Source organism: Agromyces aureus, assembly GCF_001660485.1.
In the GTDB taxonomy this organism is placed as follows: domain Bacteria; phylum Actinomycetota; class Actinomycetes; order Actinomycetales; family Microbacteriaceae; genus Agromyces; species Agromyces aureus.
The window spans coordinates 3,147,872-3,170,510 of sequence record NZ_CP013979.1; the positions used below are offsets into that span (position 1 = coordinate 3,147,872).

General features: G+C 65.3%; 17 protein-coding genes and 1 pseudogene. 7 read left to right on the top strand and 11 right to left on the bottom strand.

Annotation, left to right across the window (positions count from 1 at the left end; translation table 11 throughout):
• Window positions 1-8 precede the first annotated feature (8 nt).
• Complete coding sequence (locus tag ATC03_RS14130; protein ID WP_067878393.1) at window positions 9-1,037, top strand: polysaccharide biosynthesis protein; 1,029 nt, start codon at window positions 9-11, stop codon at window positions 1,035-1,037.
• Window positions 1,038-1,188: 151 nt separating this feature from the next.
• Here ATC03_RS14130 and ATC03_RS14135 read toward each other — a convergent pair whose 3' ends face one another.
• From ATC03_RS14135 to ATC03_RS14150, 5 genes and pseudogenes are all read right to left on the bottom strand, one after another.
• Window positions 1,189-3,060 carry a DUF7657 domain-containing protein gene (locus ATC03_RS14135; RefSeq protein ID WP_198168744.1) on the bottom strand — a complete coding sequence of 624 codons (1,872 nt, stop codon included), beginning with the start codon at window positions 3,058-3,060 and terminating at the stop codon, window positions 1,189-1,191.
• Window positions 3,061-3,240: 180 nt separating this feature from the next.
• Window positions 3,241-4,731 carry a glycosyltransferase gene (locus tag ATC03_RS14140; protein WP_232338887.1) on the bottom strand — a complete coding sequence of 497 codons (1,491 nt, stop codon included), beginning with the start codon at window positions 4,729-4,731 and terminating at the stop codon, window positions 3,241-3,243.
• A gap of 6 nt (window positions 4,732-4,737) precedes the next feature.
• Window positions 4,738-5,238, bottom strand: a pseudogene (locus tag ATC03_RS21275) (glycosyltransferase); the annotation flags it as partial.
• Entirely contained in the window at window positions 5,235-6,389 is a 1,155-nt protein-coding gene (gene glf / locus ATC03_RS14145) for a UDP-galactopyranose mutase (RefSeq protein ID WP_067878402.1), read from the bottom strand. The pseudogene ATC03_RS21275 and the gene glf, both read right to left, overlap by 4 nt.
• A 66-nt stretch (window positions 6,390-6,455) precedes the next feature.
• Entirely contained in the window at window positions 6,456-8,696 is a 2,241-nt protein-coding gene (locus tag ATC03_RS14150) for a glycosyltransferase family protein (RefSeq protein ID WP_152030965.1), read from the bottom strand.
• 76 nt (window positions 8,697-8,772) lie between these two features.
• On the opposite strand from ATC03_RS14150, the gene ATC03_RS14155 reads away from it, so the two are divergent.
• The 3 genes from ATC03_RS14155 to ATC03_RS14165 all read left to right on the top strand — a co-directional run bounded on the left by ATC03_RS14155 (window position 8,773) and on the right by ATC03_RS14165 (window position 11,674).
• Complete coding sequence (locus tag ATC03_RS14155; RefSeq protein ID WP_067878409.1) at window positions 8,773-9,636, top strand: glycosyltransferase family 2 protein; 864 nt, start codon at window positions 8,773-8,775, stop codon at window positions 9,634-9,636.
• Window positions 9,637-9,713: 77 nt separating this feature from the next.
• The gene (locus ATC03_RS14160; RefSeq protein ID WP_227820108.1) at window positions 9,714-10,709 is read left to right on the top strand and encodes a glycosyltransferase; all 996 of its coding nucleotides are present in this window, start codon (window positions 9,714-9,716) and stop codon (window positions 10,707-10,709) included.
• Entirely contained in the window at window positions 10,706-11,674 is a 969-nt protein-coding gene (locus tag ATC03_RS14165) for an NAD-dependent epimerase/dehydratase family protein (RefSeq protein WP_067878412.1), read from the top strand. Before ATC03_RS14160 ends, ATC03_RS14165 begins: the two co-directional genes overlap by 4 nt.
• On the opposite strand, the gene rfbA is transcribed toward ATC03_RS14165, so the two are convergent.
• Window positions 11,644-12,510, bottom strand: coding sequence for a glucose-1-phosphate thymidylyltransferase RfbA (rfbA, locus tag ATC03_RS14170; RefSeq protein WP_067878415.1), 867 nt, complete (start codon window positions 12,508-12,510; stop codon window positions 11,644-11,646). The genes ATC03_RS14165 and rfbA overlap by 31 nt on opposite strands.
• Window positions 12,507-13,124, bottom strand: a complete 618-nt coding sequence (locus ATC03_RS14175) for a dTDP-4-dehydrorhamnose 3,5-epimerase family protein (protein ID WP_067882245.1) — start codon at window positions 13,122-13,124, stop codon at window positions 12,507-12,509. Before ATC03_RS14175 ends, rfbA begins: the two co-directional genes overlap by 4 nt.
• Window positions 13,125-13,188: 64 nt before the next feature.
• Here ATC03_RS14175 and rfbB point away from each other — a divergent pair, with 64 nt between their 5' ends.
• Together rfbB and rfbD are read left to right on the top strand one after the other, a co-directional pair.
• Window positions 13,189-14,184, top strand: a complete 996-nt coding sequence (rfbB, locus tag ATC03_RS14180; RefSeq protein ID WP_067878417.1) for a dTDP-glucose 4,6-dehydratase — start codon at window positions 13,189-13,191, stop codon at window positions 14,182-14,184.
• On the top strand, window positions 14,181-15,050 hold the full coding sequence (rfbD, locus tag ATC03_RS14185) for a dTDP-4-dehydrorhamnose reductase (protein WP_227820109.1): 870 nt from the start codon (window positions 14,181-14,183) through the stop codon (window positions 15,048-15,050). Before rfbB ends, rfbD begins: the two co-directional genes overlap by 4 nt.
• A 44-nt stretch (window positions 15,051-15,094) precedes the next feature.
• Here the strand turns inward: rfbD and ATC03_RS14190 are convergent, their stop codons facing one another.
• From ATC03_RS14190 to ATC03_RS14205, 4 genes are all read right to left on the bottom strand, one after another.
• A complete protein-coding gene (locus ATC03_RS14190) occupies window positions 15,095-16,117 on the bottom strand; it encodes an acyltransferase family protein (protein ID WP_067878420.1) in 1,023 nt (340 codons plus the stop codon).
• A 95-nt stretch (window positions 16,118-16,212) separates the two neighbouring features.
• On the bottom strand, window positions 16,213-18,357 hold the full coding sequence (locus ATC03_RS14195; protein ID WP_161490348.1) for an LGFP repeat-containing protein: 2,145 nt from the start codon (window positions 18,355-18,357) through the stop codon (window positions 16,213-16,215).
• A 344-nt stretch (window positions 18,358-18,701) separates the two neighbouring features.
• Window positions 18,702-19,541: an NAD-dependent epimerase/dehydratase family protein gene (locus ATC03_RS14200; protein WP_067878426.1), complete on the bottom strand. Its 840-nt coding sequence runs from the start codon at window positions 19,539-19,541 to the stop codon at window positions 18,702-18,704.
• Complete coding sequence (locus tag ATC03_RS14205) at window positions 19,538-20,944, bottom strand: polysaccharide biosynthesis protein (RefSeq protein WP_152030966.1); 1,407 nt, start codon at window positions 20,942-20,944, stop codon at window positions 19,538-19,540. Before ATC03_RS14205 ends, ATC03_RS14200 begins: the two co-directional genes overlap by 4 nt.
• Here ATC03_RS14205 and ATC03_RS14210 point away from each other — a divergent pair.
• Entirely contained in the window at window positions 20,922-22,565 is a 1,644-nt protein-coding gene (locus ATC03_RS14210; RefSeq protein WP_084003513.1) for a UbiA family prenyltransferase, read from the top strand. The genes ATC03_RS14205 and ATC03_RS14210 overlap by 23 nt on opposite strands.
• Window positions 22,566-22,639 lie beyond the last annotated feature (74 nt).

Consider the following 22,639-nt stretch of genomic DNA (forward strand, 5'->3'; position numbering starts at 1 on the left):
TGCAGAGCATGAGCAGTCAGATCACGGATGCCGTCGTCACCATCACGGGAGGAACCGGATCGTTCGGCTCGACGATGGCGAAATCGCTGCTTGCCGAAGGCGCAGCGGAAGTCCGGATCTTCAGTCGTGACGAAGCCAAGCAGGACGCCATGCGGCACGCCATCGGAGACCCGAGGCTTCGGTTCTACATCGGCGATGTCCGCAATGAGAAGAGCGTCCAGCAGGTGATCCGCGGGACCGATCTGGTCTTCCACGCGGCCGCACTCAAGCAGGTCCCGTCGTGCGAGTTCTTCCCGCTCGAAGCCGTGGCAACGAACATCCAGGGCAGCGCGAACGTTCTCCACGCATCGATCGATGCCGGTGTGAGATCCGTCGTCTGCCTGAGCACTGACAAGGCCGTCTACCCGATCAATGCGATGGGAATGTCGAAGGCGCTCATGGAGAAGACGGCGATGTCCATCGCGCGAGCAAACCAGGATTCCGACACTACGATCTCCGTGACGCGCTACGGAAACGTCATGCACTCGCGGGGCTCCGTGATTCCCCTGTTCCTCGAGCAGCTTCGGTCCGGCCGTCCGCTGACGGTCACCGACCCCAACATGACCCGATTCCTGATGTCGCTCGCGGAGTCCGTCGACCTCGTCAAGTACGCCTTCAGCGAAGCCACCACCGGTGACCTGTTCGTCAGAAAGGCACCGGCTTCGACGGTCGGGGCGCTCCTCTCGGGGGTCGCCCGGGTCGCGGGAGTCTCGGATCACGAGGTCAACGTGATCGGCGTGCGACACGGTGAGAAGCTGTACGAATCGCTCCTCAGCTCTGAAGAGCGTGCGAATGCCGAGGACCGCGGCGGATACTTCCGGGTGCCGCTCGATACGCGCTCACTTGACTACACACCGTACTTCGAGGCGGGCGAGGGCGAGAACGCCCCCGATGAGGCGTATACCTCGCACAACACCGAACGACTCGACGTCGACGGCGTCGTGGCGCTGCTCGAAACGCTTCCCGAGATCCAGGCGCTCCAGGCCGGCCGTTCCTGATATCCGGAGCTCCCGTATGTCGCCTCGGCAGGTGCGAGCCGACACGACGCTCCGACCGCTCGCCCTTCGCGGTCGAGCACGGTGGTGCCCGGTGCGTCGCTCCCGCCCTGCTGACGTCGGCCGCTGATCGACGTCAGCCGCCGGAATGCGGTCAGTCGCGCGCCACCTCATAGAGGTGCATCTCGACGCCGGACCACTGCGCCGTGCCGGCTTCGACCAGGCACGCCCCGTCGAGTTCCGTCGTCGAGGCGATGTGACCGAGCTCCGCGAAGCGCTCGGCCAGGTCGCACGGGTCGACTGACACGTAGGTCACGTCGAAGCCGTTCGTCTCGATCTTGATTTCCTCACCCGGGGTGAAGATGAAGGGAACGTAGCCTCCGGCCCGATTCCACGCATCTTCGAACTCGTGATCGGGGTCGAGTCGTTCCCACTCTTCGACATCAGGACCCGTGCGCTGGAAACCGGAGAGCGATGGCACGCCGTTCGCCAAGGCGACGGAGTCGAACGCCGTCGAATCGGATGCCCAGAGCGTTCCATCGGCCCGTGCCGTGGCCCCGTATTCCTGGAGCAGACGAGCGGTGTCGGACTCGGTGAGGTCGGCGAGTCCGAAGAGCACGGGTTGAGAGCGCACGACCGTCGCCAGCGCCAGGACCGCGACGACCACAATCGGCCAGACCTTGCGTGGATATGCGGACACGACGTACACGCCGGCCGCGACTCCGCAGCCGGACAGCAGCACGTTCAGCGTCGGCATCGACGGAATCACGTTCGTCTGCAGCAGGGACACCGCGAACAGGGTGATCGCTCCGCTGAGAAGCGCAGCGAGCAGGGCGACCCATTTGTCTCCACGGGCCGGCCCCCGCGCAAGCACGATCGACACCACGATCGCCCCGAGAATGCCGACCACCTGACCCGTTCGATACGGCGGGACCAGATTGAGCAGGGGGATCATCTCGCCGACCGCGCCGAGGTTCACGGTCGACCAGAACAGCCACAGCGCCAACGCCGCAGACAGGATGAGCAGAGGGATGTTCGAACGCCAGCTGCCGAACCGTCGGTAGCCGATGACGAGGAGGAACGCCCACACCGCGGTGATCGTGAATGCGGTCGACACTTCGCTCGCATTCGAGACGATCGTCGACGACGAGTCCATCGTGCCCAGCCCGGGAGCTCCGAAGAGGATCTCGAAGGGTTGCGCAGTGGCTCCGGACCGACGCTGCCCCGGATAGACGGTGCCCAACAGTGCCTGGGCGCTCGCGGAGTTCTCCATGAACGTTCCCACGACGAATATCAGCGCGACGGTTCCCGAGATCACCACCGGGATGATCCGCGAACGCCACGTCGCATCAGCGATGACGATCGCCGCGAGCGTCGCGAGGAGCATCGGCACGCCGATGACGATCGACCACGGCGCGTAGACCGTCGGAATCGCCGTCAGGAGCAACCCCGAGAGCACGGCCAGGAGTACGCCGGTCACCGTTCTGCCTGAGACGAATCTCGTGAAGGCGGCGCTCAATGCGGCGCATCCGGCGACGGTGTACCCAACCGTGTTCAGCGGGCCGAGCGACCACCATGCCACAGCGGGCGACAATGCGATGAGCAGCGCGGCGAGCCAGCCCATCCGGCGGCTCCCGCCGACGCGCTCGATGAAGATCGGCATCCCGATGAACAGCAGGATCATGGGAAGCCACCAGTAGAGCGAAAACACCATCTGGTGCGGGAGGAACCCCGCGACTGCGAGGAGCGTGCCCGGATAGAACACCACGGTCTCGAAGAAGCCGCCCGAGGAGAATCGGTGCGCCAGATCGGCGGGAGTCGACAACGGAGTCAGTGTCGGCGTGCCGCCCGTCTCCATGATGGAGAGCGCGATCGGGGTACCGACGTTGTACTCATCCGAACGGATCCATTGCGGGCTGCCCAACTGGACGGCGAGCGGAGCGGACGGATCCTGCGCGAGATGGGCGATGCCAATCGACGAGGTTGTCATGCCGCTCAAGATGAATACGGCGAACACCGCGAGCATCAGCACCGTCGCCCAGCGATCGTTCACGATCATCCAGGTCGACACGCGGCGACCCGCGGTCTGCCCGCGCGCGATGAATCCTGTGCTGGTCACTGTCGGCACCATTCCTCTTGGTCGTCGACGAGCCGATGCTTCAGCGACATCCGATCATTCTTCCGCCGATCATGCCCGGCAGTCTGGTCATTCCTCGTCGGCGAACGCCTTCGACCACTCTGCCTGGGAAGTGATCTGCGGAAGCGCCGCCCGATAGCGATCGCTCAACGCGGACCAGTTCCTGCGATAGCGAAGGTTCAACCGTACGGAGTCACGGAGCATGGTGCGGAACAACTTCGGATTGCGGAGATGCCAACGCGCACCCGAGCCCTCGGCGTTCGAAATGAGCACGCTGTCGTGCATCGGGACCTCGAACCATCGGGCGTCCTGGAACGGCAGGTGTGCCTGGGGTCGTGCAGTCGCCGCCGCCCGCGGCTTCGAGAAGGCGTGCTTCAGGAATCGCTGCGAGAGCCACAGCCCGAGCCCTGCCCCCCGCGGCCCCACGTCGATCTGGCCGCTGATCACCGACTCGACCTCGCGCGCTGGGAAGTGCGCGACGTCAGTCGCGCGGACCAGCGTTGCGGACTCAGTGAATTCCTTCGCCAGTTCACGGAGCCTGGGCAGCCGATCGAGCATGTCGACGTGCAACTGCTCGGGCCCCTCGAGCACATTGTGAATGGCCGCGTGCCGCATGGCGACCGTGTAGTAATCCATCGTCAGGAGGTTCTTGACATCGCCGGCCAGATTCGCGCGCCAGAGCAGTCCCCCGCGCTTCTCGGGGGAATGCAGGAGCGCGGCGACGAGTCGATTCCGTGCGTGGAAGAACGCTTGCCAGTCGTGCGAATCGTCTTTGTCGACCCACGAGACGTGCCAGACCGCTGCGCCTGGGAGGCTCACAGTGGGATAGCCGTGCTCCCGCGCTCGCAGCGCATACTCCGCGTCATCCCACTTGATGAACACGGGGAGCGAGAGGCCGATCTCGCGCAGTGTGTCCACGGGGATGAGGGACATCCACCAGCCGTTGTAGTCGACGTCGTACCGTCGGTGCAGCCACGGCGTCTGACGCAGGTTCGAGTCGCCGAAGTCGTGCCGCGCGGGCGTGAACGGACCCCACATGAAGGGCTTCCACTTGATGCCCTCCGCGTACGCGTGCAGCTTGGACTTGTCGTACATGTCGAGCATGTGGCCGCCGACGATCGTCGGTGTGCGACACCAGTTCGCGAAGGTCACCGCGCGCCGCAGGCTCTCCGGCTCGATCTCGACATCGTCGTCGAGCAGGATGATGTACTCGGACTCGTTCGCCTCGATCGTCTCGTGCATTCCCCGGGAGAAGCCACCGGAACCTCCGAGATTGCGTTGCTCGATAAGTCGGAGCCGACCGTCGAGGCTCTCCACGGCAGCCGGGAATCCGGCGTTCTCGCGGATGGGCTGCGAGCCCTGATCCACGACGAGGACTCGGTCCAGCACGGCGCGCGCGTCGGCGTCCTCGCCCATTTCGCGAAGCAGCTTCGTGCAGTAGTCGCCGCGGTTGAGCGTCGTGATGGAGACCGTCGCCTTGCCGCTGCTCCGCGGGGTGGCGCCATCCGGAGCCAGCCAATCGGCCTGGACGAGCTCGAAGGCGCTGTCGCCTGCGATCAAGTCGAACCAGAGCCATCCGCCGTCGAGGTAGGACTCCAGCGGAAGTTCGAATTCGCTCGTCTCCTCGCCCGAGACCTCGATGCCGTCGACCCGTTGCACGACGCCGCGCGCGTTCGAACGGAAGACGATGATGTTGCCGGTGCCCGAGGTGCGTACTTGCAACTTCACCGAGAGCAGCGAGGTCCAAGCCGCCCAATAGCTCGCGGGGAAGGCATTGAAGTAGCTCGCGAACGAAACGGTCGAGGCCGCGGGCAGCTGGAGCGAGCGGCGTCCGGTGAGCCACGAGAGACCGTTGTTGTTCGTCAAACGCAGTGCATATCGCGTCTGGTCGTCGGGCGAGAATCCCCTGGCTCGCGCGAGTTGCAGTGCCGCGTCGTCCGCTCCTCGTTCGAAGGTCCAGACCTCGGGATCCAGATAGAGCGGGAGCGACTGAGGATCGCCGTGCTCCGGGAAGATGACGCGTTGGATGATGTCCGGCGGCGTGCCGGCACTTGCACGGTCGTTCACGCGAACGCCGGCTTCAGCTTGTTCTCGTACATCGAGAGGGCGGAACCGATCGCCATGTGCATGTCGAGGTACTGGTACGTGCCGAGTCGTCCGCCGAAATACACCGACTCCTCCTGCTTTGCGAGCTCGCGATACGCCACGAGCATTGCGCGATCATCGGGCGTGTTCACCGGGTAGTACGGTTCATCACCGCGTTCCGCGAAACGCGAGAACTCGCGCATGATGATGGTCCTGTCGGCGGGGTACTCCCGCTCCGGGTGGAAGTGCCGGAACTCGTGGATGCGCGTGTACGGAACCTCGCGATCGGCGTAGTTCATGACCGGGGTTCCCTGGAAGTCTCCGACAGGGAGGACTTCACGTTCGAAGTCGAGCGTGCGCCATCCGAGTTCACCGTTGGAGTAACCGAAGTAACGATCTATCGGACCGGTATAGACGACCGGAACCTGTCCGACAAGCTCGGCCTTGTTGATCGGCTGAGATTCGTCGAAGAAGTCGGTCGACAGCCGCACCTCGATCAGGGGGTGCTCGGCCATGCGTTCGATCCACGCGGTGTAGCCCTCCGTCGGCAGACCCTCCCACGTATCGTTGAAGTATCGGTTGTCGTAGGTGTACCTGACGGGGAGACGACTGATCACCTCAGCGGGAAGCTCTGTCGGATCGGTCTGCCACTGCTTGGCCGTGTAGTCGCGGATGAAGGCCTCGTAGAGCGGCCGCCCGATGAGCGAGATCGCCTTCTCTTCGAGGTTGCTGACCGCGCCCGAGGCGAGTTCGGAAGCCTGCTCGGCAATCAAGGCACGTGCGGCGTCAGGTCCGTGAGCGGACCGGAAGAACTGGTTGACTGTACCCAGGTTGAATGGCAGCGGGTACACCTCGTCGCGGTGGTTGGTGTAGACGCGATGAACGTAGTCGGTGAAGGTCGTGAACCGGTTGACATACTCCCAGACCCCGGGGTTCGACGTGTGGAAGAGATGCGCCCCGTACCGATGCACCTCGATGCCGGTCTCGGGGTCGGCTTCGCTGTATGCGTTGCCACCGATGTGGTCGCGGCGATCGATGACCAGCACTCGCTTGCCGAGCTCTTCCGCCATGCGCTCTGCAATGGTGAGGCCGAAGAACCCTGAGCCAACGACGACCAGATCGTATTCCGTCATGTACACCTACTCCATTTCCAGGCAGCTCACATCGAATCGTCGAACCTGAGCAGCCGAAGATCGATTCTAGCTTGCCGAAGGGGAGCTCGTTGTCTGCTGATCCGCCCGCTCGGAGACCGTTCGAAGCTCGGATCGCCAGGTGCTCCAGCGCCCTCGACCGCGGATTCGCCTGACGACGACCCATCCGCCGAGAACGAGGAGGATCGCGATCCCGGCGATAAGCTGCATCATCCAACCCGGGCTCCAGTAGGAGATGACGACCGTTCGCCCCTCGGCCGAGGAATCGAGACCGACGTCGAGGAGGAGGCCTCCCGTCGGGCCGTCGTCGATCACCGTTCCACCATCTGCCGTGTACCCGGGCCACGGAAGTCGCGACAGTGCAACGGTGCCGCCGCCGTCAGGCACGGCGTCCACTCGCAACGTGACTCCCATGGCATCTTCCGCGAGCACCGTGACCTCGGTCCCGTCCGAAGTCCAGGCCACGCCGCCGGCGCCTGAGATCGGCACGTCGCGCACGATCGTGCGCGTCAACGCGGTGTCCTCGGTGACGTGCCAGCCGTCCGGCACGTTCGACCACGAGGCCTCCGGGATGGTCGACTTGATCGACTGCACCGTGCTGACACCGAACAGGTCGACGAACGGGCGCCCGGTCTCGGGTTCGATCTCGAACACGCGATCGTAGGCCTCGGCGCAGGTCCCGCCGTTGTAGAGCATGCAGACGCGCGCCTGGTACGGCGGGTAGTACACGGCCGAGTACGCGTTCTGAACCGAAGCGTGGTTGAGATAGAACATGTTGCCGGTCAGCGTCTCGGACCAGTACTCGGGTCGGTCCAATCCGTCATCCACCGCGCCCAAGACGAGGACGTCGCCCTGCGCGGACGAGAACTGCTCGTGGTATGCCGCGATCTCGGCGGGATTGCCGTAGTCCCTGAGCGGCGAAGTGGGAGCCACGATGTGCTGCGGAACGAGCATGACGAGTCCGATTCCGATCACGATCACGGCTCCGAGTGCGGGACGCGGACCCGCAGCCGCCGCGTTTCGGCCCCTGACGAGACGGACACCTCCGCAGGTCCAATACACGGCGAAGATTCCGATCAACGCGATCACCGAAACCAGCACCAGCCACTTCCAATGGTCTGGAGAGGTGGTGAAGGCGAAGTAGACCGAACCGACCCAGACGGCGACGGCGACGCCCAGCCGACCCCGCGAGAGCGGCTTGCGCGCGGCCAGCGTCAACCCGACACCGACCACGACCAGCGCCGTCACGGTGACATACGGCATCAGCCGAACCGGGAAGCGCAGCGGCCCGAAGTCACTCGGCAGGAGCACAAGTACCAGCGCGACGCCGAGCACGAGCAGGAGGCTCAGCCGCTGCCGGAGCAGGCCGACCAATCGACGCCATTCGAGGAAGGCGAGGACCGGGAGGAACCAGGCGATGTACAGCAGCGGCGCGTTCGGGAAGTTCGTGCCGAAGAAGCCCATCTGCGGACCACCGACCGGCACAGCGGATGCCGCCAGACCGCTGAGGTTGACCGTCAGGAGCCCGGTGTTCGCCACGCCGATCGACCGACCGGTGTTCGGCGCGATGAGCAGACTGGGCAGGTGGACGATGACCGCGAACGAGCCGGCAACGACTGCGGCGAGGAGCGAGCGGACGATCTCCGGACGATTGCGCCTCGCGAGGGACTCGATGATGGTGGCGACGATCGCCGCGGCGAGCATCAGTGTGGCGTGGACGTATCCGACGCCGATCAAGCTGATGCAGGCGGCTGCGGCGAGCAGCGGGGAGCGCGCCTCGAACACCGAGCGACGAACGAGCGCCCAGGAGAGCGCCCACAGCGACCACGCCATGAACCCGTTCGCCCAGGAAGCCGCGTCGATGTACAGGGTGAAGCCGCTCAGGGAGGCCCCGACACCGATCGCCGCCGCCCAGGCGGGGCTCGCTCCGAACGTGCGTGCCAGCAGCCATACTCCGAACGCCGCGATCCCGAAGAAGCACAGCTTCACGATCGTGATGTACACGACCGCATCGGTCGCCGCGTGCATGGCGAGACCGATCAGCCAGAGCATCGGGCTGAAGACGCCCCAAGCTCCCTCGGCGAGGTAGTGCCCGGACTGCCACACGGTCGGGTTGATGATCGACCAGTCGCCCGCGAGGACGCGATTGCCGATCTCCCACCACTGCCCGAGCGCACCAGACTGCGTATCGTCGACGAAGTAGAACTCCGAGTTGAACATGATCGGTACCGAAGCACCGAGCATCGCTATGACGACGGTGGCGACCGCCCAGTACACCCTGCTGCGCATTCGAGAATTATCCCCCACGCAGCCATGGCCTCGATGCCGGGCTCATGCTCAGCCGACGATACGGAACAATGGGAGCATGCCCCCTCTGGTCTCGATCGTCGTTCCGGCGTACAACAATGCCGACTACCTCGCCGAAACACTCGATTCCGTCTTCGCGCAGACGTATCGGTCGCTCGAGGTGATCGTCGCCGATCACTCGTCGACCGACCAGACCTGGCAGGTGATGGAACGATATGCCGACGATCCCCGCGTGACGTTGCTCCGCACCGAGGCAGGCGGCGGCGCCCTGAGGAACTGGAACCGGGTGAGCCTCGCCGCAACCGGGACGTATCTGAAACTCGTCTGCGGTGACGACCTCATCGCGCCCGAGTCGGTCGAGCGGCAGGTCGACGCCCTCGAGTCCCATCCCGGAGCGGTCCTCGCGGCCTCGACTCGCGACCTCATCGATGCGTCCGGCCGCCGCTTCGTTCGGGGCCGTGGTCTCGCCGGGCTCCGCGGACGCGTGGGCGGCGCCGAGGCCATCCGCCGTTCCGTCCGTCGTGGCACGAACATCTTCGGAGAGCCCGGATGCGTCCTGATGCGACGCGAGACACTGGAACGGGTTGGCTGGTGGGATTCCAGATTCCCCTATCTCATCGATCAGGCGACCTACTCGAGGGTGCTCCTCGACGGCGATTTCGTCGCCGTGGACGCGTCGCTGGCGGCATTCCGGGTGTCATCCAGCCAATGGAGTGTCCGCCTGGTCCGGGAACAAGCCCAGCAGACGATCGACTACAACGCGTGGTTGGCCGACGAGCACTCCGACGTGATCAGCCGCAACGACCAGCGTATTGGCGACGTGCGGGCGCGGATGATGGCGCGAACCCGCCAACTCGCGTACGCGTATCTCGGACGACGGATGTCCAACCCGTCCGCGGACGCCCGGGCGGACGCGTCATGACCGAAGCACAGCACTCCGACCGCGTTATGGTAGATTCCCGTTCCGTGAGCCCCGATTCAGGCGTGTCCTCTCTTGAAGTGCACACGATCTCAGTCGTGATCCCCGTGTATCAGGGCGAGCGAACCCTCACCGCGCTGCTCGCCGAGATCGTCCCGCTGACCACGCAACATCTCACGGCCGACGGCTATCCCTTCGTCGTGAGCGAGGTGCTCCTCGTCAACGACAACGGTCCTGATGCCTCGGACCAGGTCATCCGTCGCCTCGAGTCGGAGTACTCGAACGTCAGGGGCGTGTGGCTGAGCCGGAACTTCGGGCAACACGCCGCGACGCTCGCTGGGATGGCGTCCGCCGGTTCGGACTGGATCGTCACGCTCGACGAGGACGGCCAGCATGATCCGTCGGACATCAGCGGACTCCTCGACACCGCGATGCGGGAGCGCGCCGCCGTCGTCTATGCGAAGCCGACCAACAGCGCACCGCACGGAGCGCTCAGGAACAACGCGTCCCGACTCGCGAAGCGGACCCTCGAACGACTCACCGGCACCGTGGGCGCGACCGACTACCAGAGCTTCCGGCTCGTCCTAGGCAACGTCGGGCGCAGTGTTGCGGCGTTCGCCGGCTCGGGCGTCTACCTGGATGTCGCGCTGGGATGGGTCGCCGGCCGTGTCGTGACCTCGCCGGTGCTCTTGCGTGACGAAGGCGATCGACGGTCCGGGTACTCCGGGCGGAGGCTGTTCGCCCATTTCGCTCGGATGGTGCTCACCAGCGGCACGCGCGGGCTCCGCGCGGTCGGTCTGCTCGGCATCATCGTGGCGCTCCTCGGTGTGGTGTTCGCGATCGTCGTCCTGATCCAGCGGCTCGTCGGCGACATCGCGATCGAGGGGTGGGCGTCGACCGTGATCCTCATCCTCCTGAGTTCGGGTGCGATTCTCTTCTCCCTCGGGGTCGTTGCCGAGTACATCGGCGTCAGCGTCAACATGGCCATGGGACGTCCGTCGTACCTGATCTTGAGCGATCCCGCTGACGGCCCCCTCGGTCGCGCACCGTACCGGGCGCCGTCCGACGCCCCATGACCGCGGTCTGGGTGATCGGTGCGGGCGGACTCCTCGGCCGCGCGGTCGTGAACGCCGCCGAACGACGTCCGGATGTGCGACGCGTCCCGATCGCCTCGCTCCCCTGGCAGGAATCGAGCGCGTTCGACGATGCTGCCCGGCTCGGCGTTCGACGGCTCGTCGACGAACGTGGCGCCGACGAGCAGTGGGCGATCCTCTGGGTCGCCGGCGCAGCGGTCACCTCGACGCCGCAATGCGAGCTCGATCGCGAACTCGATCAGTTCGGGCGATTCCTCGAGATCGTCGAGCAGGAATCGGACGATGCATCCGATGGGGCCGTGTTCTATGCTTCCTCGGCCGGCGGGATCTACTCGGGTTCGAGCCAGCCGCCATTCGATGAGTCCAGTCCGGTGGCCCCGATCTCGCCCTACGGACGCTTCAAACTCGAGGCGGAACGCGCACTCGCCGCGTTCACCGCGCGCAGTGGAGTCCGATCGGTGGCCGGACGCATCGCGAATCTGTACGGGCCAGGCCAGAGTCTCGAGAAGATGCAGGGACTCATCTCCCACCTGGCGCGCGCACAGGTCTCCCCCGCGGTCGTGTCGATCTACGTGTCGCTCGACACGATGCGCGACTACCTGTTCGTCACGGATGGCGCCGAGATGGTGCTCGACGTCGTCGCGCGTTCGTTCGAGGAGCCTGCGTCGTTCACGATCAAGAACCTCGCATCCGGACGATCCGTAACGATCGCCGAGCTGATCGGCCAGCTCCGCGTCATCCTCAAGCGCCCACCGACAGTGCTGCTCGGCACCTCCGCGGCCGCGGCGCTGCAGGCGCACGACCTCAGGATCCGTTCGACCGTCTGGTCCGACCTCGACGCACGCGACCTCACGCCGCTCATCGTCGGTATGCGTGCGACGCTCGACGACGTGATGCGGAGCGTGCAGGCGAGCAATCAGCGGTCCGCGAGCAACCGCATCAGGTAGTCGCCGTATCCGCTCTTCACCAGCGGCTGGGCAATGCTGGCGAGCTGGTCGTCGTCGATCCACCCGGCTCGCCAGGCGATCTCTTCGATGCAGCCGATCTTGAACCCTTGCCGTTCCTCGATCACCCTGACGTAGTCGCTAGCCTGCATCATCGACTCGAACGTGCCGGTGTCGAGCCATGCCGTGCCGCGATCGAGCACTTGCACGCTCAGTCTGCCCTCGGCGAGATATCGCGCATTGACCGTCGAGATCTCCAGCTCGCCACGCGCACTCGGCTCGATCGACTTCGCGATTGCCACGACGTCATTGTCGTAGAAGTAGAGCCCGGGGACGGCATAGTTGCTCTTCGGACGTTCGGGCTTCTCTTCGATCGAGAGCACCGTTCCATCGCCGTCGAACTCGACGACGCCGTAGGCCTCCGGGCTGGCCACGTGGTATGCGAAGATCCGCGCACCGGTGATCTCGGCGTTTGAGCGAAGCGAACGACCGAGCCCTGCGCCATGGAAGATGTTGTCTCCCAGGACGAGCGCGACGGATTCGTCGCCGATGAAGTCCTCGCCGATGACGAACGCCTGGGCGAGCCCGTCGGGCGACGGCTGCACCGCGTACTCCAGCCGAATTCCGAGGTGGCTCCCATCGCCGAACAACGCCCGGAATCGGTCCTCGTACTCAGGGGTGGTGATGATCAGGATGTCGCGAGTTCCGGCCATCATGAGCGTCGACAAGGGGTAGTAGATCATCGGCTTATCGAAGATCGGCATCAACTGCTTCGAGATGCCCTTCGTGATCGGCCAGAGGCGGGTTCCGGAGCCTCCTGCGAGAATGATGCCCTTCATCGGCCGTCCTGCCGTTCCGTGGCTCGCGACGCATCATCATCGGTACCGACCCAGGTCGGGAGGATCCCGGTCCGAATCGCCTCTGCCAGGCTCGGCGCCTCTTCGTCCTTCGGCGACAGCGAGATCTCGTCGAGGTCGATCGGGAGTTCGAGACCGATCTCGGGGTCCAGCGCGTTCACGCCGTGCTCCCGGTCGGGGCGATAGACGTCGGACACCAGATACGTCACGACGGTGTCGTCGGCGAGCGAGAGGAAGGCGTGCCCGAGCCCTTCACTGAGATAGACGGCACGACGGTCCACGTCGTCGAGGAGTACGGAGTCCCATTGGCCGAACGTCGGAGAGCCGACCCGGAGATCGACGACGTAATCGATCACGGCGCCGCGCACGGCGGTGACGTACTTCGCCTGACCCGGTGGCACATCGGCGAAATGGATGCCGCGGAGCACACCCCGCTTCGACACCGAGAGGTTCGCCTGCCGGAGATCGAGCGCTGTGCCGACGGCCTGCTCGAGCACGTCGAAGCGGTACCACTCTGCGAACAGACCGCGATCATCACCGAACTGCGTCGGGGTGATTTCGAAACTCCCGGACACGCCGAGCTCACGGATCTTCACGCCCGCCATCCTATCGTGAGGCGCCGGATAGAATTTCGGGGTCCCCCAAAGAACGGATCCCTCTATGAAGCTACTCGTCACCGGCGGCGCCGGATTCATAGGCTCGAACTTCGTGCACCACACGCTCGAGCACACCGATCACGAGATCACCGTGCTCGACAAGCTCACCTATGCGGGCAATCTGGCCTCGCTCGACGGGCTCCCTGCTGATCGGTTCCATTTCGTCAGAGGGGACATCCTCGACGCGGACCTCGTGGATCGGCTCTTCGCGGACCACGACGCGGTCGTGCACTACGCAGCCGAGAGTCACAACGACAACTCGCTTGACGATCCGCGACCGTTCCTCGAAACGAACATCATCGGCACCTACACGCTCCTCGAAGCAGCTCGCCGACACGGAAGGCGGTTCCACCACATCTCCACCGACGAGGTGTACGGCGACCTCGAACTCGACGACCCATCGCGCTTCACGGAAGACACTCCGTACAACCCGTCGAGTCCGTACTCCTCCACGAAGGCGGGCAGCGATCTGCTCGTTCGTGCCTGGGTCCGGTCGTTCGGCGTACAGGCCACGCTGTCGAACTGCTCGAACAACTACGGCCCGTTCCAGCATGTCGAGAAGTTCATCCCGCGTCAGATCACGAACGTCCTCGGCGGTGTCCGCCCGAAGCTCTACGGCGCCGGAGAGAACGTGCGCGACTGGATCCACGCCGACGATCACTCGGCGGCCGTCCTGGCGATCCTCGAGAACGGCGCGATTGGAGAGACCTATCTGATCGGCGCCGACGGCGAGAAGTCCAACAAGGAGGTCGTCGAACTCATCCTGGCCGAGCTGGGTCAGGCTTCGGATGCGTACGATCTCGTCACCGACCGCCCCGGCCACGACCTCCGATACGCCATCGATTCGGCAAAGCTGCGGAGCGAGCTCGGATGGGAGCCGCGTTTCGCGGACTTCGCCGCAGGGCTTCGAGCGACGATCGGCTGGTACCGCGACAACCCGTCATGGTGGGCACCTCAGAAGGCGGCGACCGAGGCGCGGTACCAAGCGCAGGGCCAGTGAGCGAGTCCCGATACCTCATCACCGGAGCGAACGGGATGCTGGGGTACGATCTGCGAACCGCCCTCGCGGGCAGGAACGTCAGCGCACCGGCACGATCGGAACTCGACCTGACGGACTCGACCGCGGTCTCCGAGGCCGTCGCCGCCCACGACGTGGTCATCAACGCCGCCGCCTACACGGCCGTCGACGATGCAGAGACGGACGAGGCCGCGGCCTTCGCCGTGAATGCGATCGGGGCGAGGAACCTTGCGCGTGCGAGCGCCATGAACGGCGTTCGAATGGTGCAGGTCTCCACCGACTACGTCTTCGACGGACGTGCGGTCACGCCGTACGCCGAATCGGCCCCGCGCGGCGCCGTCTCCGCGTACGGTCGCACGAAGGCCGCGGGTGAGGAATTCGTCCTTCAGGAACTGCCCGAGTCGTCGTATATCGTTCGCACCGCCTGGTTGTACGGCGCCAACGGCAAGAACTTCGCCTCGACGATGCTCGAGTTGGCGGCTGTTCGGGAGACCTGGTCGGTCGTCGACGATCAACGCGGTCAGCCGACCTGGACGGCCGATCTCGCCGATGCCGTCGTGCAGTTGCTCGACGCCGGTGCGCCGGCCGGAATTTACCATGGCACGAGCTCAGGCGAAACCACCTGGTTCGGGTTCGCGCGCGCGGTGCTCGAGAACATGGGCCTCGACCCCGAACGCATCGTCGCGACGGACAGCTCCGCATTCGTCCGCCCGGCACCACGTCCTGCGTACTCGGTGCTCGGTCATGACGCGTGGCGGACCGCCGGACTGAACCCGATTCGCGATTGGCGAGCCGCGCTCGATGCGGCGACCGAGCACGGCATCTTCGGGCGGGCAACCGTCGGCTGAGGGAGTTTCGCCGCATCCGCACGGGCTCGGTCTCCCGGCTGAACTCAGCCCGGCGCCGTCGCCGTCGGGTCTCGTACCTCGCGATCAGGTCCCGTCGAACGGTCGGTGTTCCGCAACCCTCGCGCGATCGTCTGCAGCCGGCGATACGCGACCACGATGACACTCATCACGAGCACCACGTAGAGCAGGTTGACCAGCCAGAGCGCAAGGCCCTGCCAATACTGCGAGACGAAGTCGTCGATTCCGGTCAGGCGGTACGAATTCGCAACAAGTCCATGAAGCCCGAAGATCATGAGGCTGTTCTGCCCGAGGAATCGCAGGATGACGCTCGACTTCAGGTCGATGGCGAGCCGTTGGTAGATCAGCACGCTCGCGATCGCGGACGGATAGAACCACAATGTTCCGATCGCGGCGATGTTGCCCGGATGCACCATGGTGACCCAGAGGCTGAACACGCCGATTGCCGCGACGGCCCACAGCCGCAACGTCGCCTTGTCGAACCAATTGCTCCAGATGTGGCCGGCTCCCATCATGAACAATGCCACCGGGAGTACATTGATCGCCAACGGCGGACGACCCGACAAAAGGTCTTGCACGGGCAGCGCGGACAGCCCGACTGCGACGAGCACGATGCAGTACGCGATCCGGCTCCGGATGAGCTGGATGAAGTAGAAGACCACGTTGGCGATGAAGAAGATGGGCAGGAACCACAATGCGAAATTGAAGGTCGGAACCGAGTTCAGCCATTCGCTCGAGAAGAGCAGCGCCTTCATCGTGTCGGTGCCGTCGAACGGGATCACGTACTCGCCGGCGACGTACCGAAGGAAGACGTGGCCGTACAGGATCGAGATGACGAAGAAGACGACATACGGAATGTAGATGTGCCGGAACTTCTTGAGCAGGAACGGGATAAAGCGCCCCTGCCGTCCGCGCTTCCACAAGTACCCGGATACGAAGAAGAACAGCGCGACGTTGAACGTGTAGAGGTAGGACGGGAACGCGGCCCCGATCGGTCCTGGATCGATGTGACCGGCGATGATGATGACGATGCCGATGCCCTTGAGCACATCGATGCTTCGATCTCGCGCGGTCTCTGAGTTCAACGTGGTCTCCGGGGCTTTCATGGCGGGTCCACTCTACGGCGATGACCGCCGTCGACCCTTCAGAAGCTCGGGACCCCGTTGGTGACCTTCACGACGCCCCCTTGGAAGGACTGGGTGTAATTGCCGCTCTCGGGATTCGCCGACGGCGGTCCGGTCGGGAAGCCGAGGTCGCCCCATTCCCGCCCGTAGTTGAACCAGAGGTTGAGCACCGCCGTCGGGACGGCGTACGCGCCGGAGGGACTCTGCACCATCCACCCGCCTGAGAACACCTGCCTGCACGCCCCGCCCTTCAGGTCGCACAGCCGGGAGGTGGTCTGCGGTCCGAGCCATGGGCTGGCGAGCACACGTGCGAACCACGGATCTGTCGTGCTCGAGAGCCGTGCGACACCGCCGGAGACGGTCACCACGCCCCCTTGGAAGGACTGCGTGTACGCTCCGGATGCCGGATCAGCCGATGGCGCACCAGTCGGGAAGCCGATGATGCCTCGCTCACGACCCCAGTTGTTCCACAGGCCGACGACCGCGGCGGGAACGGCAAAGGCCCCAGAGCGGCTCTGCACCATCCAGCCGCCCGCGAACTCCTGCCGACACGCACCGCCCGTGAGATCGCAGACCTGCGAGGTCGTCTGCTGCCCCAGCCACGGACTCGCGAGGACGGCGCTGAACCAAGGGTCGACCGTGCTCGTGAGCTTTCCGACTCCGCCGGTGACCGTGACGACGCCGCCCTGGAAATTCTGCGTGTAGTTCCCGGTCTCCGGAGCTGCCGACGGGCCACTCGTCGGGAAACCGAGGATGCCCCATTCCCGACCCCAGTTGAACCACACCGTGAGGACGGCCGGCGGAAGCGCGGAGACGCCGGCCGGGCTCTTCACCATCCAGCCGCCTGCGAACTCCTGATGGCACGCACCGCCCTTCAGATCGCAGAGTTGGGAGGTGACCTGCCCGCCCAACCAAGGGGAGGTCACCCGGGTGTTCGCCCACGGATCGATCGACGAGACGAGGGCGGCCACACCGCCCTTGACCTGCACGACACCCCCAGAGAACGCCTGCGTGTAATTCGGTGAAGCGGTCAACGGAGGGTCTCCGCTCGGGAAGCCCATGACGCCGCGTTCACGCCCCCAGCTGTTCCAGAGCGCCAGGACCTCGGCGCGGACCGCGCGAACACCCCCGACGGAACTCGTCGAGACCGCGCCGCCTTGGAAGACCTGCACGCAGCCGGCCCCGGTACTGCAGTCTCCAGACGCCAGCGGATACCCGAGGAATCCGTTCTCGTTGCCGTAGTACCACCAGGAACCGCGGACGGCACTCGTCACGGGAACGATGGGCGTCGATGCGCTGTGGACGATCCACCCGCCCTCGAAGGTCTGATAGCACCCGCCGTTCGCGATGCCGCAGACGCGGTTGCTCGTCGGATATCCGAGATACCCGTTCTCGTTTCCGGTCGCCCACCATGCCCCGCGGTAATCGAGGGCGACGATCTGCGGCTGAGTACCCGCGCTGTCGACGATCCATCCGTTGGTGAACACCTGATAGCAACCGCCACGGATCAAGCCGCACGTGTACGGCCGCGTCGGATACCCGAGCGATCCCTGACTCGAGTTGTACACATCCTGGAACGGTGTTCCCACGGAGTAGCCGCGCACAGAACCGAACCAGTCGACGAAGTACTGGTAGAAGTTCCGGTTGCCGTAGGCCGAACACCCGTCGCCCGTTCCGTAGCCGGCCGCGAGTGCAGCCCGGTTCGGCTGGTACGGCGTGTAGTAGTAGAGGTTCGCCGTCGCCTGATTCCGGATGTACACGGGTGCCGAACCGCAGGCCGCGTTCGGGTGGAACCGGACATTCCACGTACGGCCGGGCTCGTACCAGGTGAAGTACCTGCTCGTACCAGGGGGGTTCGCATACCGCTTGAACTGAGCGGCCGCGCCGTACACCTGGTTGAAGAACCCGAAGTACTCGGAATCGCACGCGGCCGTGTCAGGGCAGCCCATCCCCATCGCGATGCGGTACTGAGACGCGGTGGGCCATGTGTCCGTGACGAGCCCCTGCTCCTTCTGCAGCGTGACGAGGAGGACCTTCGGACTGATGCCGCAACTGTTGCCGACCTTCGAGATGATGTCGGCGGCGCTCTCGTAGGGCCCGGCGACGTATCCGTTGCACAGCGGGCCCGGCGCGATGTTCCGCGTCGCCTCGCGATAGTCCTTCAAGCAGGTGTATCCGGCGCGGCACGGGCCGACCTTGGATTCGAGGAAATTCTGGACGTCGCGCGGCGACATCGAGGTGCCGTCGAAGAACACCGAATCGTCGATGATGTTCCCCGGATCGAACAGGCTGAGGTTCGCCGCCGTCGATGGTTCCGATCGTCGCGTCCCGACATCCATGACGGTCAATAGCGCCGCGACCAGCGCCGTGCACAACACTGCAACGGCGATCGACCGTCGCCGACGCACTCGCCCCCCGAGTTTAGCCACGGGCCCATCGTAAGCCGCGAGTCGCCGTCAGCGTGAGAACCCGGACTCGCGCGTGGCGCGATTCCTCGCGCGTCGTACGGTCAGACGCGCCGCGCCGCCGCCTCGGCGAGGTACTCCGCGACGCTCCACGTCGGCTGGAATCGCAGTGCTTCGCGAGCACGAGCGACGTTCGCAACGCAGTACGACGGCGACGTCGGCGAGGCGGCGATGGAGTACGAGCCCGGCGCTGCGAGACGTGAGAGCTCGATGTTGTCGGTCGCGATCCCAGTCCCGATGTTGAGGACTCGGAATCCGGGGTGCGAGTGCTCGGATGCGAGGACCAGCGCCCTGGCGACGTCGGCAGCGTGAACGTAGTCGCGGACGAATGAATCCGAGACCTGCAGGACGGCGCGAGGCTCACCCGAAGCGAGACGGCTGACCAGGGATCGGGAGAAGCCGGGTCCGAAGATGTTGAAGATGCGCAGGGCGCTCGCCGTGAGCCGAGTCGTCTCGGCGACCTCGCGGAGCACGTGCTCGCTCCGACGTTTGAGGTCGGCGTACAGCCCGGGCCCGTCGGCGTGATCGTCCTCGGAGACGGGTCGCGTCCACGACGTCCCGTAGACTGCTGCGCTCGACGCGAAGATGATCCGCTCAACATCGGACTCCGCGGCTCGCGCCGCGAAATGGCGAAGGTCATCGACGCTCGATCCGACCGCGTCCTCTTGGATGGTCTCCACTCCGGGATTCGCGAGATAGATCACCGATTCGGGTCGAACGGCCGCCAGCGCGTCGGTCACCGCTGCATGGTTCGACACGTCGAGCGGCTCCGGGCCGATCCGGCGAGTGATCAAGGCCGGGATGCGGCGCGATTGCAGGTCGCCGGTGACCGCGGCCCCCAGCGGCCCGCCGCCGCCCACGACCAGCACGCGTGTGCTGGTCATTGGAGGGCGTCGAACCCGAACGAACGCAGGGCCTCGATCAACTCGTCGGGCGCGAGGTCGTACCGACGGGTTCGGTCGAGCAACTCGGCTGCCCATCTGCTCGTCTCGCCCGGCTCACGCGCGTACGAATCGCTGACGATGAAGATTTTCGGATGCGTCGTGGAGTCGACCGAGCTCGATGCGTGCGACAACTCCTCGTACATCTTTTCGCCGGGTCGGAGGCCGATGATGTCGACGTCGAGACTCGGATCCACGGCGTCGATGAGCCCACGGGCGAGGTCGAACACCCGAATCGGCTCGCCCATGTCGAGCACGAAGAGGTCCCCGGGCCTGCCTGCAGTCGCCGTCTGGATGACGAGCTGCGCCGCCTCGTCGATCGTCATGAAGTATCGAGTGATCTCAGGGTCGGTGACCGTCAGGTTGACCCCTTGTTGCAGCTGCTGGCGGAAGGTCTGCATGACGCTCCCCTCGCTCTCGAGCACGTTGCCGAACCGGACCCCCGAGAACCGCGTCGACGGCGACACGGCGGCGAGATCCCGAAGGAGGAGTTCGCCGAGACGCTTGGTGGCGCCCATGACGTTGGTCGGATTCACGGCCTTATCGGTCGAGACGTAGACGACGTTGCCCACGCCATGCTCGGCCGCCCTCGAGAAGACGTTCCACGTGCCCCAGACGTTGTTGTTGAACGCCTCGATCGGGTTGTGCTGCATGAGCGGAACATGCTTGTACGCGGCGACGTGGAAGAGGAAGTCAGGCCGGTACCCGGCCATGAGCTGCGACATCCGCTCCTCGGACTGCACGTCGCCGATCTCGAGCCGCGTGTTCGATGTGTCCCGGAGGGAGTTCCCGAGTCGGAACATCCCGCTCTCGGATCGATCGACGCAGACGATGAGTTCGGGTTCGAGCATGCTCAGCTGCGCGACGATGCGCGAACCGATGGACCCTGCGGCACCGGTCACCATCACTCGACGACCGCGGATCGTGTCGCCCGCGTGCACCATGTCGTGCTTGACGGGTGCGCGCCCCACGAGATCGAGGATGTCGACGTCGGTGAGATCCGAGACGGAGACTCGATCTCGCGACACGATCCGATAGGTGCGAGGAACGATCGCGAGTTCGACGCCGCTGCGGTGGACCTGGGTGACGAACTCGCGCACGACCTCACCTGGCGCGGACGGAATGGCGAAGTAGACGACACCGACGTCTTCGCGCTCGCAGACGGCGGCGACGTCGGCCAATGTACCGAGCACATCGGACGCCTGGACGACGTCGTCGAGGAAACCGACCAGGACGTCGCCGCCCGCGACCACCTCGGATGAAAGGCTGAGGCCCGCCACGCCGCGCCCCGCGATCAGCACGCGCTTCTGCGCTGCTCGTCGATTGCGCCCGTTCGAATTCGGCACGTTAATCCTCGCTCCCTCGGGCGCGTCCGGCACGGCCCCGAACAGTTTACGTGCCGCGACGGCCTGCGCGGGGCGCCCCCCGCGCGCGCGGTTGCCTATGCTGGAGGGCGTGCTCGAGCTCCGTCGTGCATGCGAAGAGTCAGAGGAATCAATCGTAGTGAACCCGACGCGGCCATTGGTCGTCGATCTCGACGGCTCCCTGCTCCGAGGGGACACACTCCACGAGTCGATCGTGGCAAACCTGCGGCACCCGTTGGTCATCGCCGCGGCAGTCGTCGCCCTGCTGACCTCCGGCAAGGCCGCGATGAAACGGCGACTCGCCCAGACCGGACGAGTCGAGGTTGCGCTCCTCCCGGCCAACGCCGCGGTTCTGTCACTCATGGAGGCGCGAAAAGGCGACGGCGGCCAGGTCTTTCTCGCCACTGGCGCCGACTCGGCGATCGCAGAGTCCGTCGCTGAGCGATTCCCCTCGATCGACGCCGTGTTCGCGAGCGACGGCAGCACGAATCTCACGAGCCACGCGAAAGCGACCGCGCTGACGGCGGAATTCGGCGAGGGCGGCTTCGACTACGTCGGGAATTCGCAGGCCGATGTCGAGATCTGGCGTCGCGCCCACACCTCGTATCTCGCAACCACCGACCGGAGCGCAGCTGCACCAGGTTGGGCGGGACGCGACCTCGAGGTCCTCGCGGATCCGGGGCCTACTCGTTTGCGCGCCTGGGGACGGGAGCTCCGAGTCCATCAGAGCCTGAAGAACACGTTGCTCTTCCTCCCGCTGATCGCGGCGCACGAGTTCACCAATGTCTTCGCCGTGGCAGCGACTCTCGCGGGCTTCATCGCCTTCACCTTGATGGCGTCCTCCGTCTACCTCCTCAACGACGTCCTCGATGTGAACCTCGACCGAGTGCATCGACGCAAGAAGTCACGGCCGGTCGCCGCGGGATGGATCGATCCGCTCCACGCCCTCGCGGGGAGCCTGGTTCTGGCCGTCGCCGCGTTGACGCTCGGCTTCGTCATCGGCCTGGGCTTCGCACTCGTGCTCGTCGGCTATGCGGTGCTCACGCTCTCGTACAGTCTCTGGTTGAAGCGCATCACCCTGGTCGACGTCGTCACGCTCGCCATGCTCTACATGATCCGCATCGTCGCCGGCGCGGTCGTCACCGGGATCACGCTCTCGTTCTGGTTCACCGGCGTCACGCTGTTCCTGTTCCTCTCCCTCGCGTTCGTGAAGCGGTACGCCGAGTTGCATTCGGCGAACGGATCATCGCGTCGGCTCCCCGGACGCGGATACTCCGGCGACGACGTCCACGCGATCCTCGCTCTCGGAGTGGCCTCGGGGATGGCCTCGACCGTGCTCATGGCGATCTACATCCAGAGCGATGCCGTGAGCCGCCTCTACCCGGCCCCGGTCGTACTCTGGCTCGTCATCCCGGTTCTGTTCCTCTGGATCGGAAACCTCTGGATCAAGGCGGGTCGTGGACAGATGCACGACGATCCGGTGATCTTCGCGCTGCGCGACCCCTCGAGCCTCGTGATCGGGGCGGTCGTGCTTCTGCTCTTCGTCGTGGCATCGATGCCGGTCACCGCCGAGCTCTTCGGCCGGATCGCGAGCGTGCGTTGAGGTGAGGGCGCTCCAGGCGGCTCTCGAAACGATCGCCTTTCGCCGTCCGAATCTCGAACTCCGCTCCGTGCACA

Coding starts and splice junctions, on each gene's coding strand:
- ATC03_RS14155 (WP_067878409.1), top strand. CDS start 8,773: ATGCCCCCTCTGGTCTCGATCGTCGTTCCGGCGTACAACAATGCCGAC.
- ATC03_RS14150 (WP_152030965.1), bottom strand. CDS start 8,696: ATGCGCAGCAGGGTGTACTGGGCGGTCGCCACCGTCGTCATAGCGATG.
- ATC03_RS14200 (WP_067878426.1), bottom strand. CDS start 19,541: ATGACCAGCACACGCGTGCTGGTCGTGGGCGGCGGCGGGCCGCTGGGG.
- ATC03_RS14165 (WP_067878412.1), top strand. CDS start 10,706: ATGACCGCGGTCTGGGTGATCGGTGCGGGCGGACTCCTCGGCCGCGCG.
- ATC03_RS14130 (WP_067878393.1), top strand. CDS start 9: ATGAGCAGTCAGATCACGGATGCCGTCGTCACCATCACGGGAGGAACC.
- glf (WP_067878402.1), bottom strand. CDS start 6,389: ATGACGGAATACGATCTGGTCGTCGTTGGCTCAGGGTTCTTCGGCCTC.
- rfbA (WP_067878415.1), bottom strand. CDS start 12,510: ATGAAGGGCATCATTCTCGCAGGAGGCTCCGGAACCCGCCTCTGGCCG.
- rfbB (WP_067878417.1), top strand. CDS start 13,189: ATGAAGCTACTCGTCACCGGCGGCGCCGGATTCATAGGCTCGAACTTC.
- ATC03_RS14135 (WP_198168744.1), bottom strand. CDS start 3,060: ATGCTCGCGGTGTTCGCCGTATTCATCTTGAGCGGCATGACAACCTCG.